Origin of the sequence: Streptomyces sp. NPDC032940, assembly GCF_040636935.1 — a bacterium.
Lineage (GTDB): Bacteria > Actinomycetota > Actinomycetes > Streptomycetales > Streptomycetaceae > Streptomyces.
In genome coordinates this window covers 37,332-50,881 of sequence record NZ_JBEZVJ010000037.1, presented here as the reverse complement: position 1 = coordinate 50,881, position 13,550 = coordinate 37,332, and the positions used below count along the sequence as shown (strand labels likewise).

Genomic DNA, 13,550 nt, shown 5'->3' with positions numbered 1-13,550 from the left:
CGGTCAGGCAGGGTGTGCGCAAGGGGTCCGGGGCCGGCCGGTCACGCGATCTTGGTCGCGGTGATCAGGCCCTGGACGGGGATGACGTCCGGCGGCGCCCGCCCGGACACCTTCAGCTCCCGGGCCAGTCCGGCGTCCAGCGCCGCGAGGGCGGCCACGTCCGCCGTCCCCAGGGCACGTCCGGCCGCCGCGTCGAAAGGTGCCGCCCTCTCGTCCAGGTATCCGGGGGCCTTGAGCGTGCGGCACGCGCTGGCGTCGCCCAGCACCAGCAGCGCCACCCGCGGTGCCCGTGCGGCGATGTCCCGGCCCAGGGCGGCGCACCGTGCGGCCGGGAGGTGCTCGCCGACGCCCAGTCCCTCGACGGGGGCGTCGGCCCAGCCGGTCCGCCGCAGCAGCCAGGCGCCGACGGCGAGCCCGTACGGCAGCTCGCGCCCGCCGGGCCGCGCCTCCTCGTCCGGAGCCTCGTCCTGTGCCCCGCCCCGGCCGAGGGCTACGTCCAGCTCCACGCCGAAGCCCCGGAACGAGCCGCGCGTGCCCGCCGGGTAGGTCTCGGGCCCGGCGTCCGGCGCGGGGCCGACGACCACGAGCCGGTCGGGCCGGGCGGCGGCGAGCACGCCCAGCGCGTCCGTGCACGCGGCGCGCGCGCCGTCCAGCTCGGGGGCGGCACCCGCGGCGACCTCCGGCACGAGGAGCGGCGGGCAGGGGCAGACTGCGGCGGCGACAAGCATGATCCGCAGCGTAACCCCGGCAGAACGCCGTCGGGCACCGCGCCCTGTGGTCAGTCGCAGCCGCAGCCGCTCGCCACCGCGGGCTGGGGCTCGGGCACGCCGATCTTGGGCAGGCCCAGCATGACGCCGGCGGGCTTGGCCCGCTCGGCGGCGTTGCGCTTCTCCCAGGCGTCGCCCGCGCGCGTACGGCGCACGTCGAGCACCGCGCCCTCGGCCAGGAGGTGGTGCGGGGCGGCGTAGGTGATCTCGACGGTCACCACGTCGCCGGGGCGGACCTCCTGCTCGGGCTTGGTGAAGTGCACGAGGCGGTTGTCGGGGGCGCGGCCGGAGAGTCGGTGGGTGGTGCCGTCCTTGCGGCCCTCGCCCTCGGCGACCATCAGCTCCAGGGTGCGGCCGACCTGCTTCTTGTTCTCCTCCCAGGAGATCTCCTCCTGGAGGGCGACGAGGCGCTCGTACCGCTCCTGCACGACCGCCTTGGGGATCTGGTCGTCCATCTCGGCGGCCGGGGTGCCGGGACGCTTCGAGTACTGGAAGGTGAAGGCCTGGGCGAAGCGGGCCTCGCGCACCACGTGCAGGGTCTGCTGGAAGTCCTCCTCGGTCTCACCGGGGAAGCCCACGATGATGTCGGTGGTGATCGCCGCGTGCGGGATGGCCGCCCGCACCTTCTCGATGATCCCGAGGTATCGCTCCTGGCGGTACGAGCGGCGCATCGCCTTCAGCACCGGGTCCGAGCCGGACTGGAGCGGCATGTGCAGCTGCGGCATCACGTTCGGCGTCTCGGCCATCGCGGCGATGACGTCGTCCGTGAAGTCGCGCGGGTGGGGGGAGGTGAAGCGGACGCGCTCCAGGCCCTCGATGCTCCCGCAGGCGCGCAGCAGCTTGCTGAAGGCCTCGCGGTCGCCGATGTCGGAGCCGTACGCGTTCACGTTCTGGCCGAGGAGGGTGATCTCGGAGACGCCCTCGGCGACCAGGGCCTCGACCTCGGCGAGGATGTCGCCGGGGCGACGGTCCTTCTCCTTGCCGCGCAGCGCCGGGACGATGCAGAAGGTGCAGGTGTTGTTGCAGCCGACGGAGATGGAGACCCACGCCGCGTATGCGCTCTCGCGCCGGGTGGGCAGCGTGGACGGGAACGCCTCCAGGGACTCGGCGATCTCGACCTGCGCCTCCTCCTGGACGCGGGCGCGCTCCAGCAGCACCGGGAGCTTGCCGATGTTGTGGGTGCCGAAGACGACGTCGACCCAGGGCGCCCGCTTCACGATGGTGTCGCGGTCCTTCTGCGCCAGGCAGCCGCCGACCGCGATCTGCATCCCGGGCCGGCTCGCCTTCTTCGGGGCGAGGTGGCCGAGGTTGCCGTACAGCTTGTTGTCGGCGTTCTCCCGCACCGCGCAGGTGTTGAAGACGACGACGTCCGCGTCGCCGTCGGCGTCCTCGGGAGCGCGGACGTAGCCCGCGTCCTCCAGCAGTCCGGACAATCGCTCGGAGTCGTGGACGTTCATCTGGCACCCGTAGGTGCGTACTTCGTAGGTGCGCGTGCCGCCCACTGACTGGCTCCGGTCGATGCTGCTCATGGCAATAAGGGTAGGCGGTCCGCGACGGTGGCCCGGGCCGCCTGTGGACAACCGGGGCCGGCGGTGGATCAGGGCTGGTCAGGGCTCGATGAGGCCCGCGCGGATCGCGTACCGGGTGAGTTCCAGACGGTCGCGGACGCCGAGCTTCTGGAGGAGGTTGGCGCGGTGGCGTTCGACGGTCTTGGCGCTGATGAACAGCAGCTCACCGATCTCCTTGGAGGTGTGGCCCTCGGCGACGAGCTTGAGGATCTCCTCCTCGCGCTCGGTGATGGGCCGCTCGGGCAGGCCGCCACCGCCGTGCAGGCGGTCCAGGTAGGAGCGGACGAGGGCCCGCTCCGCGCCCGGGTAGATGAAGGGCTCGTCGCGCACCGCCGCCCGGCACGCCTCGACCAGGTCGCGGTCGGCGACGGACTTGAGGACGTATCCGCAGGCCCCGGCCTTGAGGGCCTCGAAGAAGTACTGCTCGTTGTCGTACATGGTCAGGATGAGGATGCGCAGCCCGGGCAGGCGGCGGGAGAGCTCGCGGGCCGCCTGGAGGCCGGTCATGCGGGGCATGGCGACGTCCAGGACGGCGAGGTCGACCTCGGTGGACCGCGCCGCGGCGACGGCCTCGGCGCCGTCCCCCGCCTCGGCGACGACCGTGAGGTCCGGTTCGCCGTCCAGGATGAGGCGCACTCCGCGGCGGACGAGGGTGTGGTCGTCCGCGAGCAGGACGCGGATCGGGGGCCGTGCGGACATCAGGGGCGGTCTCCGGGGCGGTCTGCGGTGGGGGCTGTGGGGTGCTGGCTTGGGGTGTGGTCGGTGACGCGGTCCGTGGCCGGGGCGGCAGCTGGCTCTGTGGCCGGGGTGGCAGCTGGCTCTGTGGCCGGGGCGGTGACTGGCTCTGTGGCCGAGGCGACTGGTCCCGTGGCCGAGGCGACTGGTCCTGTGGCCGAGGCGACTGGTCCTGTGGCCGGGCTCGCGACTGGTCCCGTGGCCGGGCTGGCTGCCGGGACCGGGATGCGCAGGCGCACGTGGGTGCCCCGGCCGGGGGCGGGTTCGAGGTGGATCTCGGCTCCGATCAGCAGGGCCCGTTCGCGCATGCCGCGGATGCCGGCGCCCTCGGTCGCCCCGCCGAGGCCGGTGCCGTTGTCGCGGACGAGGAGTTCGACGGCGTCCGGCAGCGGGCGCAGGGTGACGTCGGCGCGGTCGGCGGCGGCGTGGCGCGCGGTGTTGGTCAGGCCCTCCTGGGCGACCCGGTAGATCACGAGTTCGGCCTCCGGGGTGAGCGGCGGCAGGTCACCGGGGACGTGGTGGACGACGGTGAGCCCGTGGTGCGTGAACTCGGCGGCGAGCGCGCGCAGGGCGCTGGCCAGGCCGAGTTCCTCCAGGACGCCGGGGCGCAGCCGGCGCGCGATGCGGCGGATCTCGTCCAGACCGGCGCGCGTGGCCTCCTGCGCGAGGGACACCTCCTCGCGCAGCTCGCCGGGGACCCGGTCCGCGACACGCTTGAGCTGGAGGAGAACGGCGGTGAGGGTCTGTCCCACCTCGTCGTGCAGTTCGCGGGCGATGCGGTGGCGCTCGCGTTCCTGGGCGTTGAGCGCGCGTCCGGCACCGGCTGCACGCTCGGCCTGGAGCCGGTCGAGCATCGTGTTGTACGTCGCGATCAGCTCGGCGGCCTCGGCCGGCCCGGCGACCTCCGGGCGGGCGCCGGGCACCAGCAGGTCGGCGGTGCTCATGGCGCGGCCCAGCCGGTGCAGCGGGGTGAGTCCGAGGCGCAGGACGACGGCGTTGCCGGCCAGCAGGGCGGTGAGGCCGGCGAGCAGGATCAGGGCCTCGTGGGCGAGAACCGGGGTCGAGACGGTGACCGGTCCCAGCAGCAGCGCGGTGGCCACGACCAGGCCCACGGCATTGAGCGAGAAGATCCGCCAGAACAGCGACACGGTCCGCTTTCCGCTCCTCCCGGCCCTCGCACGCAACACGGCCGGAATCAGTCTGGCCGCCCACGACCGGCCGCGTATATCCGTCACGACACCCATACCGCCACGGTACGTGCGGGTGACAGCATGGCGAGGCCGCGCGCACGTCACGGACGTGCGGAAACGCGCGGCACCGCACGCACGCATGCACGACATGCAGGACGACTGAGGGGAAGACTCGTGTCCGCTCCACGCCTGAGGGCGACGCCGCTACCGGGGATAGGGGTCCAGTACGACCTGGTGACCCGGGAACACCGTCATCTGTCGGTGGTGGCGCACCGCGACGGCGCCCGCACCATCAACATGTACCGGGCCGACGATCCCGACTCCTGTGCCCACTCGCTGCGGCTGACCGGGCAGGAGGCGGACGCGCTGATCGACACGCTGAAGCCGTCCCACCACAGTGCGAGCCTGCTGTACACCACTGACCTGGGGCTGGTGGCCGAGCGGATCGAGGTGGCCGCGACGTCCCGCTGGAACGGGCGGGTGCTGGGCGACACCCGGATGCGCACCGACACGGGCGCGTCGATCGTGGCGGTGCTGCGCCGGGCCGAGGCGATTCCGTCGCCCGCGCCCGACTTCAGGCTGTCCGGTGGTGACATCCTGATCGTCATCGGCACCCGTGAGGGCGTCGACTCCGCCGCGGCGATCCTCGGGCAGGAGTGAGCCCGTGCACTCCGCGGTTCTGCTGATCGAGTTCGGGTCCATCATCCTGGGGCTCGGGCTGCTCGGCCGGTTCGCCGGCCGCTACCGCCTCTCCCCCATCCCGCTGTACCTGCTGGCCGGCCTGGCCTTCGGCGAGGGCGGGCTGCTGCCGCTCGGTGCGAGCGAGGAGTTCGTGGCGACCGGCGCCGAGATCGGCGTCATCCTGCTGCTGCTGATGCTCGGCCTGGAGTACACGGCCGGTGACCTGGTCACCAACCTGAAGTCGCACTACCCCGCCGGTCTGGTCGACTGCGCGCTCAACGCGGTGCCCGGTGCGGTGGCCGCGCTGCTGCTGGGCTGGGGCCCGGTGGCCGCCGTCGTCCTGGCCGGCGTCACGTGGATCTCGTCGTCCGGTGTCATCGCGAAGGTGCTCGGCGATCTGGGCCGGGTCGGCAACCGGGAGACCCCGGTGATCCTGAGCGTGCTGGTCCTGGAGGACCTGGCGATGGCGGTGTACCTGCCGATCGTCACCGCGCTGGTGGCGGGCGCCGGGCTGATGACGGGCAGCATCACGCTCGCGGTGGCGCTCGCCGCCGCCGGACTGGTCCTGTTCGTGGCGGTCCGCTACGGCCGGCTGATCTCCCGGTTCGTCTCCAGCGACGACCCGGAGAAGCTGCTCCTCGTGGTACTGGGCCTGACCATCCTGGTCGCGGGGGTCGCCCAGCAGCTCCAGGTGTCGGCGGCGGTCGGGGCGTTCCTGGTGGGCATCGCGCTCTCCGGTGAGGTGGCGGAGGGCGCGCACACGCTGCTGAGCCCACTGCGGGATCTGTTCGCCGCCGTCTTCTTCGTCTTCTTCGGACTGCACACCGATCCCGCCAGCATCCCGCCGGTGCTGCTGCCCGCGCTGGCGCTGGCCCTGCTGACCGCGGTGACGAAGATCGCGACGGGGTACTGGGCGTCGCGGCGCGCCGGGATCTCCGTCAAGGGCCGCTGGCGCGCGGGCGGGGCGCTGGTGGCGCGCGGCGAGTTCTCCATCGTCATCGCCGGACTGGCGGTGTCGGCCGGGATCGAACCGTCCCTGGGCCCACTGGCCACGGCCTACGTCCTCATCCTGGTCGTGCTCGGGCCCCTCACCGCCCGCTTCACCGAGCCGCTGGCGATGCGTCTGTTCCGGCGCCGCTACGACCCCGACCGGCCCGCCGAGGTGTCCGACGGGGTGCCTCGGCCCGCGGGGGCGGAGGCGTCGGTGGGCGACTGAGAGGGGCCGACGGAGGGCTGTCGGAGGGCTGTCGGAGGGCCGGCGGTCAGGCGTCCGGCGTCCCGTCCGGTGCCCCGGGCTCCCATCCCTGCCGGCGCAGTACGCCCGTCACGTCCGGGGCCTCGTAGTGCTCGCCCTTGAGCACCTTGCCGTCGGCTCTGCGGCTCACGCGGCCGTCGGGGCCCAGCTTGGTCATGTTGGAGCGGTGGACCTCGGCGATCACCGCGTCCAGGTCGATGCCGTGGACGAGGGCCGTGCCGTAGGCGACGTAGACCACATCGGCCAGTTCGTGCGCGAGCCGGTCGAGCGGGCCGGACACCGACACTTCCGCGACCTCCGCGGCCTCCTCGGCGAGCAGCGCCCCCCGCTGGGCGGCCAGGGCCGGCTCGACCTCCGTGGGCGTGCTGCGGGCGTCCAGACCGAAGGCGAGGTGGAAGGCGCGGACCAGGTCGGCGGGCGAGGAACTGCTCATGCCGACGACTGTAGCGAGCGGAACCGACACCGCCCCGGCCCGCCCGCGCGGCCCCGCCGTGTGAGCCCGGCCCTGGTCAGTGGCGATGCGGGCTGGCAGGATCGCGCGCATGTCCACGATGCTCTCCCGTGCCGGCGGCCGCCGGGCCCTCGCCGGCGTGGCCGCCGGTGTCGTCGCCCTGGCGCTGCTGCTGTGGTGGCTGCTGCCCCTGGGCGAGAAACCGCCGAGCGGGACGATCACCTTCAGCACGGGCACGCGCGCGGGGGTGTACCAGAAGTACGGCGAGCTGCTGCGCACCGAGCTGCGCAAGGACATGCCGGGCCTGAAGGTGCGGCTGATGACCAGTGCCGGATCGCAGGAGAACGTCGAGCGGGTGGCATCCGGGGAGGCCGACTTCACCATCGCCGCGGCCGACGCGGTGGAGACGTACAAGATCGCCGACCGGGCCGGTGCCGAGCGGCTGCGCGGGGTCACCCGGCTCTACGACGACTACGTGCAGCTCGTCGTCCCGACCGGCTCGGACATCCGCTCCGTCGCCGATCTGCGGGGCAAGCGGGTGGCGATCGGTCTGCCGAACTCCGGGGTGCGGCTGATCGCCACCCGGCTGCTGCGCGCGGCGGGCATCGATCCGGAGCGGGAGATCACGCCCCGGTCGGACGGCATCGACACCGGTCCGGGGCGGCTGGGCCACGAGATCGACGCGTTCTTCTGGTCGGGCGGGCTGCCGACGGACGGGCTCAAGGAGATAGCCCGTACGTCCGCCTTCCGGTTCGTGCCGATAGGCGACGACCTCGTCGCCAAGCTGCACGAGGCCGGCGGCGCGACCCGCTACTACCGCTCCACCAACATCCCGGAGTCGGCGTACCCCGCCGTCCAGAACGGTGCGGTGGTCCCGACGATGGCGGTGTCCAACCTGCTCATCACCCGCGCCGACATGGATCCGCGGATCACCGAGTGGCTGACCAGGGCGGTCCTCGACAGCCGGGACGGCATCGGCGCGCACGTGCACTCCGCCCAACTGGTGGACGTCCGTACGGCGATCTACACCGACCCGCTGGAACTGCACGAGGGCGCCCGGCGGTACTACCGGTCGGTGAAGCCCTAGGGGGCGTCGGGGCGGCGCGCGTGCCCCGTCCTCGGCACCGTGACCGTCACGGTCAGTCCGTGCGGTTCGTGGTGGCCGAAGGAGATCGAGCCGTCGCCCGCCGCGAGCAGCGCGCGGCAGATGGACAGGCCGAGCCCCGAGCCCTTGACGTTCTGGTGCCGGCCGCTGCGCCAGAAGCGGTCGCCGACCCGGGCGAGCTCCTCGTCGGTCAGACCGGGCCCGTTGTCGGTGACCCGGACGGTGGCGGTGCTGCCGCCGGAGGCGACCGTGACCCGGACCGTCTCGTCTGGCGGCGTGAACTTCACCGCGTTGTCGATGACCGCGTCCAGGGCGCTGGAGAGCGTCACGGGGTCGGCCCAGCCGGTGGTGGGCGGACATTCCCCCTCCAGCCGTACGCCCTTGGCCTCGGCGGCCGGTGACCAGGCGGCCACCCGCTCGGCGGCCAGCGCGCCGATGTCGGTGACCTTGAGGTCGGCCTCGCTGTGCTCGGCCAGCGCCAGGTCGAGCAGGTCGTCCAGGACCCGGGCCAGGCGTTTGCCCTCGGCCTGGACGGAGGCGATCTCCTCGTTGCCCTCGGGCAGCTCGAACGCGAGCAGTTCGATGCGCAGCAGCAACGCGGACAGGGGGTTGCGCAGCTGGTGCGAGGCGTCGGCGACGAAGGCACGCTGCTGCTCCAGCACGTCCTCGACGTGGTCCGCCATCTCGTTGAACGATGCGGCCAGCCGCCTGAGTTCCGGCGGCCCTCCGGACGGTGCGACCCGGGACTTCAGCCGTCCGGTCGCGATGTCGTGGGTGGTGGCGTCGAGGACGCGCACCGGCTTGAGCACCCAGCCGGTCAGCCGGAGCGCGGCGCCCACGGCGAGCAGCATGGCGGCGATCTCACCGGCCCCGATGACGAGCCAGCCGCGCAGGGTCCGGGCGCGCATCGCGCCGGTCGGCGAGTCGGTGACCACGACCGCGACGACGTCTCCGTCCCGGATGACCGGCGAGGCCACCACCAGCCGGCCGTCCTGCCACGGCCACACCTGCTGCGGATCGTGGCTGCGGCGGCTGAGCAGTGCCTCGCCGAAGGCCTCGCGGACCTCACCGGTCTGAGGGAGGAACCAGGTCGTCGGCGCGTTGGCCATGGGGACCTGATTGCGGTAGAAGACGCCCGCCCGGATGTCGTAGACCTCGTAGTAGCTGGTCAGCTCGGTCTGCAGGGTCTCCAGGCGTTCGTCCGTCGTGACCGGGCGGGAGCCTCCGGGCGCGGACTCGGTGACGAACTGGGCGAGCGCCGCGAAGCGTGCCGTGTCGTCGATGCGGTCGACGACGACCCGCTGCTGTTCGGCGCGGGCGACGCTGACGGCGAGCGGCACTCCGAGGGCGAGCAGCACGGCCGCCATCAGCACGATGAGCAGCGGAAGCAGACGTGTGCGCACCCGGCCCCGCTACGCGGTGGGGGCGACGAGGCGGTAGCCGACGCCGCGGACGGTCTCGATGAGCGCGGGCATGCGCAGCTTGGCGCGCAGCGAGGCGACGTGCACCTCCAGGGTGCGCCCGGTCCCCTCCCAGCTGGTGCGCCAGACCTCGCTGATGATCTGCTCGCGGCGGAAGACCACGCCGGGACGCTGCGCGAGCAGGGCGAGGAGGTCGAACTCCTTGCGGGTGAGCTGGACGGGCGCGCCGTCCACGCTGACCTGGCGGGTCGGCAGCTCGATGCGCACGGCACCGAGGCGCACCACGGTCTCGGTGCTGCCCGTCGCCTCCTCGTGGGCGGTGCGCCGGCTGACGGCGTGGATCCGGGCGAGCAGTTCGCCGGTGTCGTACGGCTTGACCACGTAGTCGTCCGCGCCGAGGTTCAGGCCGTGGATGCGGGAGCGGACGTCGGAGCGGGCGGTGACCATGATCACCGGCGTGCTGGTGCGCTTGCGGATCTTGCCGCAGACCTCGTATCCGTCCTGGTCGGGCAGGCCGAGGTCGAGCAGCACGACCCCGAATCCGTCGACCTCGGGGACGAGCGCCTGGAGCGCCTCCTCGCCGTTGCGCGCGTGGGTGACGTCGAAGCCGTGCCGGGCCAGGACCGCGGACAGGGCGGCGGCGACGTGATTGTCGTCCTCGACGAGCAGCAGTCTCATCCGGGCCTCCTTCGGTTCATCGGCCGTACGATCGGGACGGGTAAAAAGATCGGATGCACGGCTTGTGCACGCGCGCGCGTGCCCTGTGCAGTGACGCCGATGGAAGGGGACGGCGTCAAGGGGGTTCCGGTTGCGGCTGCTCGAAGTTATCCGGCCGATATGCTCCCTGCTCACCCGAGCTACGACGGGTGTCCGATTGCTATCGGATCGTGATGCTCAGATTCCCCTCAGATGTAGAGACGCAGGTCGTTTGGCGTTACTACTGTCCTCCGAAACCGAGGAGGACGGAGCCCGAAAGCGATGACCGAAGTATCGGTGGCCAAGGAAGATGTGGCCGCGACCGGCGAACTGGTCGTGCTGAGGAATGTCAACAAGCACTTCGGTGCGCTGCACGTGCTCCAGGACATCGACCTGACGATCACCCGCGGCGAGGTCGTCGTGGTCATCGGCCCCTCCGGGTCCGGTAAGTCCACGCTGTGCCGCACCATCAACCGCCTGGAGACCATCGACTCCGGCACGATCGCGATCGACGGCAAGCCGCTCCCCGCCGAGGGCAGGGAACTGGCCCGGCTCCGCGCCGACGTCGGCATGGTCTTCCAGTCCTTCAACCTCTTCGCGCACAAGACGGTGCTCGAGAACGTCACCCTGGGCCAGGTCAAGGTCCGCAAGGTCGACGCCAAGAAGGCCGAGGAGAAGGCCCGGGCCCTGCTCGACCGGGTCGGCGTGGGCGCCCAGGCGGACAAGTACCCCGCCCAGCTCTCCGGCGGCCAGCAGCAGCGCGTCGCCATCGCGCGGGCCCTGGCCATGGACCCGAAGGTCATGCTCTTCGACGAGCCCACGTCGGCTCTCGACCCGGAGATGATCAATGAGGTCCTGGAGGTCATGCGCCAGCTCGCCCAGGACGGCATGACCATGATCGTGGTCACGCACGAGATGGGCTTCGCCCGCTCCGCCGCCAACCGCGTGGTGTTCATGGCGGACGGCCGCATCGTCGAGGAGGCGGCGCCGGAGCAGTTCTTCAGCAATCCGCGCAGCGACCGGGCCAAGGACTTCCTGTCGAAGATCCTCCACCACTGACGCAGCACGGCTCCGACGCCCGCTTCGGCGCTCCGCTCCAGCCGGCAGCCCCTCGCATCTGATCGTCTGATCACAGTCAAAGGATGTTCACCATGAAGCTCCTCAAGGTCACCGCCGCCTCGGCCACCGTCCTTGCCCTCGCGCTGACCGCCACGGCGTGCGGCGGCGACGACGACAGCAGCGACAGCGGTTCCGGTGGTGGCAAGAAGATCACCATCGGCATCAAGTTCGACCAGCCGGGCCTCGGCCAGAAGACCCCGGACGGGTACACCGGCTTCGACGTCGACGTCGCCACGTACGTCGCGAAGAAGCTCGGCTACACCGAGGACCAGATCGAGTGGAAGGAGTCGAAGAGCGCCGACCGCGAGACCATGCTGCAGCGCGGCGACGTCGACTTCATCGCCGCCACGTACTCGATCACGCCCAAGCGCGAGGACAAGGTCGACTTCGCCGGCCCGTACCTGCTCGCCCACCAGGACGTGCTGCTGCGCGCCGACGACGACAAGATCAAGGCGCCGGAGGACCTCAACGACGCCAAGCTCTGCTCGGTCACCGGCTCGACCTCGGCCCAGAACGTCAAGGACAAGCTGGCCCCCAAGGCCAATCTGCAGAAGTACCCGACGTACTCCGCCTGCCTGACCGGCCTGCAGAACGGCGCCATCGACGCCCTGACGACGGACGACTCGATCCTCGCCGGCTACGCCTCGCAGTCGCAGTTCAAGGGCAAGTTCAAGCTCGGCGGCTTCAAGATGACCAACGAGAACTACGGCATCGGCGTCAAGAAGGGCAGCGACCTCAAGGCGAAGATCAACGACGCGCTGGAGGCCATGGTGGCCGACGGCTCGTGGCAGAAGGCCGTGGACGCGAACCTCGGTCCGGCCAACTACAAGAACGAGCCCGCGCCGAAGATCGGCGACGTCAAGAGCTGAGGCAGCGCCTGACAGGGTGCGCCGCCCTCCGGAAGGGGCGGCGCACCGGGGCGGGCTTCCCTACACGCGAAAGCGCGGGAGATCGTGTTCGACTTTCTTGAGGATTACGACCTGCTGGGAGCCTTCTGGACGACGGTGCAGCTCGCTGTGCTCTCGGCCGTCGGCTCCCTGATCTGGGGCACCATCCTGGCCGCCATGCGGGTCGGCCCGGTGCCGCTGATGCGCGGCTTCGGAACCGCGTACGTGAACATCGTGCGGAACATCCCCCTGACCGTCATCATCCTGTTCGCGTCGCTGGGCCTGAACCAGACGCTGGGCGTCAGCCTCGGCGCCGACGAGTTCGAGACGATCAACTTCCGGCTCGCCGTCCTCGGGCTGATCCTCTACACGTCGTCCTTCGTGTGCGAGGCACTGCGGTCCGGCATCAACACGGTGCCGGTCGGCCAGGCGGAGGCGGCCCGTGCGATCGGTCTCAGCTTCGGCCAGGTACTGCGCTTGGTCGTGCTGCCGCAGGCGTTCCGTTCCTCGGTCGTCCCCCTCGCGAACGTGCTGATCGCGCTCATCAAGAACACCACCGTGGCCGCCGCCATCGGTGTCGCCGAAGCGGCGGCGCTGATGAAGGACATGATCGAGAACGAGGCACAGCTGCTGCTGATCTCCGCGATCATCGCCTTCGGTTTCGTGGTTCTGACACTGCCGACCGGCCTGATCCTCGGCTGGGTGGGCAAGAAGGTGGCGGTGAAGCGATGAGCTCCGTTCTCTACGACGCCCAGGGCCCCCGCGCCAAGCGGCGCAATGTGCTGCTCACGGTCGTCTTCCTGGTCGCCTTCGCGGCCCTCGTGTGGTGGGTGTACAGCGCTCTCGACGAGAAGGGCCAGCTGGACTGGGCCAAGTGGGAGATGTTCTTCACCAGCAGCGAGCCCTGGTCGACGTACATCTGGCCGGGTCTGCAGAACACCCTTAAGGCCGCCGCGCTCTCGGTCGTCATCGCGCTGCCGCTCGGCGCCGTGCTCGGTATCGCGCGGCTCTCGGACCACGCCTGGGTCCGTGTGCCCGCCGCGATCGTCGTCGAGTTCTTCCGGTCCATCCCCGTGCTGGTCCTGATGATCTTCGGCCTCGCCCTGTTCGCCGAGTACACCAGCGTCAGCTCCGACGACCGCCCGCTGTACGCGGTGGTCACGGGTCTCGTCCTGTACAACGCCTCCGTCCTCGCGGAGATCGTCCGCTCCGGCATTCTCGCCCTGCCCAAGGGGCAGGCGGAAGGCGCGATGGCGATCGGCCTGCGCAAGGGCCAGGTCATGCGGCTCATCCTGCTGCCGCAGGCGGTCACCGCGATGCTGCCGGCCATCGTGAGCCAGCTCGTCGTGATCCTCAAGGACACGGCACTCGGCGGCGCGGTGCTCACCTTCTCCGAGCTGCTCGCCTCGGCCAACACGATGAGCAGCTACTACGGCGCCAACACCATCGCCAGCTTCACCGTGGTGGCAGTCATCTACATCGGGCTCAACTTCGCCCTGACGAGCTTCGCGAGCTGGCTGGAGCGGCGACTGCGGCGGGCCAAGAAGTCGACCGGTGCGGTGCTCAAGGCGGACGACCAGCCGAACGCGGGGGCAGCCGCTGGCGGCGGTGGAGACCTGACCTGACACTTGGTCACCTCGTATGACCATCACGGAGGCCGTGGCATGATCGCCAC

At 71.3% G+C, this 13,550-nt stretch carries 14 protein-coding genes; 7 read left to right on the top strand and 7 right to left on the bottom strand.

The features are described 5' to 3' along the window. Positions 1–41 precede the first annotated feature (41 nt). The 4 genes from AB0E77_RS30655 to AB0E77_RS30640 all read right to left on the bottom strand — a co-directional run bounded on the left by AB0E77_RS30655 (position 42) and on the right by AB0E77_RS30640 (position 4,218). Positions 42–728, bottom strand: a complete 687-nt coding sequence (locus AB0E77_RS30655) for a hypothetical protein (protein WP_361577117.1) — start codon at positions 726–728, stop codon at positions 42–44. A 50-nt stretch (positions 729–778) separates the two neighbouring features. After that, positions 779–2,296 (bottom strand): tRNA (N6-isopentenyl adenosine(37)-C2)-methylthiotransferase MiaB, encoded by a 1,518-nt coding sequence (gene miaB, locus AB0E77_RS30650; protein WP_361577114.1) that lies wholly within the window; start codon positions 2,294–2,296, stop codon positions 779–781. Between the two features lie 78 nt (positions 2,297–2,374). Beyond that, complete coding sequence (locus AB0E77_RS30645) at positions 2,375–3,034, bottom strand: response regulator transcription factor (RefSeq protein ID WP_361577111.1); 660 nt, start codon at positions 3,032–3,034, stop codon at positions 2,375–2,377. Then, on the bottom strand, positions 3,034–4,218 hold the full coding sequence (locus tag AB0E77_RS30640) for a HAMP domain-containing sensor histidine kinase (protein ID WP_361577108.1): 1,185 nt from the start codon (positions 4,216–4,218) through the stop codon (positions 3,034–3,036). Before AB0E77_RS30640 ends, AB0E77_RS30645 begins: the two co-directional genes overlap by 1 nt. A 216-nt stretch (positions 4,219–4,434) precedes the next feature. On the opposite strand from AB0E77_RS30640, the gene AB0E77_RS30635 reads away from it, so the two are divergent. Together AB0E77_RS30635 and AB0E77_RS30630 are read left to right on the top strand one after the other, a co-directional pair. Beyond that, complete coding sequence (locus AB0E77_RS30635) at positions 4,435–4,920, top strand: TrkA C-terminal domain-containing protein (RefSeq protein WP_361577105.1); 486 nt, start codon at positions 4,435–4,437, stop codon at positions 4,918–4,920. A 4-nt stretch (positions 4,921–4,924) separates the two neighbouring features. Then, the gene (locus AB0E77_RS30630; protein ID WP_361577102.1) at positions 4,925–6,157 is read left to right on the top strand and encodes a cation:proton antiporter; all 1,233 of its coding nucleotides are present in this window, start codon (positions 4,925–4,927) and stop codon (positions 6,155–6,157) included. A gap of 46 nt (positions 6,158–6,203) precedes the next feature. Here AB0E77_RS30630 and AB0E77_RS30625 read toward each other — a convergent pair whose 3' ends face one another. Beyond that, positions 6,204–6,629, bottom strand: coding sequence for a MazG nucleotide pyrophosphohydrolase domain-containing protein (locus AB0E77_RS30625; protein WP_361577100.1), 426 nt, complete (start codon positions 6,627–6,629; stop codon positions 6,204–6,206). A gap of 109 nt (positions 6,630–6,738) precedes the next feature. Here AB0E77_RS30625 and AB0E77_RS30620 point away from each other — a divergent pair, with 109 nt between their 5' ends. Then, positions 6,739–7,734, top strand: a complete 996-nt coding sequence (locus tag AB0E77_RS30620; protein WP_361577098.1) for a TAXI family TRAP transporter solute-binding subunit — start codon at positions 6,739–6,741, stop codon at positions 7,732–7,734. Here AB0E77_RS30620 and AB0E77_RS30615 read toward each other — a convergent pair. Both AB0E77_RS30615 and AB0E77_RS30610 read right to left on the bottom strand, forming a co-directional pair. After that, positions 7,731–9,155, bottom strand: coding sequence for a HAMP domain-containing sensor histidine kinase (locus tag AB0E77_RS30615; RefSeq protein ID WP_361577095.1), 1,425 nt, complete (start codon positions 9,153–9,155; stop codon positions 7,731–7,733). The genes AB0E77_RS30620 and AB0E77_RS30615 overlap by 4 nt on opposite strands. Before the next feature lie 9 nt (positions 9,156–9,164). Continuing rightward, on the bottom strand, positions 9,165–9,851 hold the full coding sequence (locus tag AB0E77_RS30610) for a response regulator transcription factor (RefSeq protein ID WP_361577092.1): 687 nt from the start codon (positions 9,849–9,851) through the stop codon (positions 9,165–9,167). Between the two features lie 300 nt (positions 9,852–10,151). Between AB0E77_RS30610 and AB0E77_RS30605 the strand changes: the two genes are divergently transcribed. The 4 genes from AB0E77_RS30605 to AB0E77_RS30590 all read left to right on the top strand — a co-directional run bounded on the left by AB0E77_RS30605 (position 10,152) and on the right by AB0E77_RS30590 (position 13,500). Then, positions 10,152–10,928 (top strand): amino acid ABC transporter ATP-binding protein, encoded by a 777-nt coding sequence (locus AB0E77_RS30605; RefSeq protein ID WP_361577089.1) that lies wholly within the window; start codon positions 10,152–10,154, stop codon positions 10,926–10,928. 92 nt (positions 10,929–11,020) lie between these two features. Next, entirely contained in the window at positions 11,021–11,857 is an 837-nt protein-coding gene (locus AB0E77_RS30600) for a glutamate ABC transporter substrate-binding protein (RefSeq protein WP_361577126.1), read from the top strand. A gap of 84 nt (positions 11,858–11,941) precedes the next feature. After that, complete coding sequence (locus AB0E77_RS30595) at positions 11,942–12,607, top strand: amino acid ABC transporter permease (RefSeq protein ID WP_361577086.1); 666 nt, start codon at positions 11,942–11,944, stop codon at positions 12,605–12,607. Beyond that, entirely contained in the window at positions 12,604–13,500 is an 897-nt protein-coding gene (locus tag AB0E77_RS30590) for an amino acid ABC transporter permease (RefSeq protein ID WP_361577083.1), read from the top strand. Before AB0E77_RS30595 ends, AB0E77_RS30590 begins: the two co-directional genes overlap by 4 nt. Positions 13,501–13,550 lie beyond the last annotated feature (50 nt).

Bases quoted from the DNA above. Each gene is read 5' to 3' on its own strand.
- AB0E77_RS30655 (WP_361577117.1), bottom strand. From the start codon at position 728: ATGCTTGTCGCCGCCGCAGTCTGCCCCTGCCCGCCGCTCCTCGTGCCG.
- miaB (WP_361577114.1), bottom strand. From the start codon at position 2,296: ATGAGCAGCATCGACCGGAGCCAGTCAGTGGGCGGCACGCGCACCTAC.
- AB0E77_RS30645 (WP_361577111.1), bottom strand. From the start codon at position 3,034: ATGTCCGCACGGCCCCCGATCCGCGTCCTGCTCGCGGACGACCACACC.
- AB0E77_RS30625 (WP_361577100.1), bottom strand. From the start codon at position 6,629: ATGAGCAGTTCCTCGCCCGCCGACCTGGTCCGCGCCTTCCACCTCGCC.
- AB0E77_RS30620 (WP_361577098.1), top strand. From the start codon at position 6,739: ATGTCCACGATGCTCTCCCGTGCCGGCGGCCGCCGGGCCCTCGCCGGC.
- AB0E77_RS30610 (WP_361577092.1), bottom strand. From the start codon at position 9,851: ATGAGACTGCTGCTCGTCGAGGACGACAATCACGTCGCCGCCGCCCTG.
- AB0E77_RS30605 (WP_361577089.1), top strand. From the start codon at position 10,152: ATGACCGAAGTATCGGTGGCCAAGGAAGATGTGGCCGCGACCGGCGAA.
- AB0E77_RS30600 (WP_361577126.1), top strand. From the start codon at position 11,021: ATGAAGCTCCTCAAGGTCACCGCCGCCTCGGCCACCGTCCTTGCCCTC.
- AB0E77_RS30590 (WP_361577083.1), top strand. From the start codon at position 12,604: ATGAGCTCCGTTCTCTACGACGCCCAGGGCCCCCGCGCCAAGCGGCGC.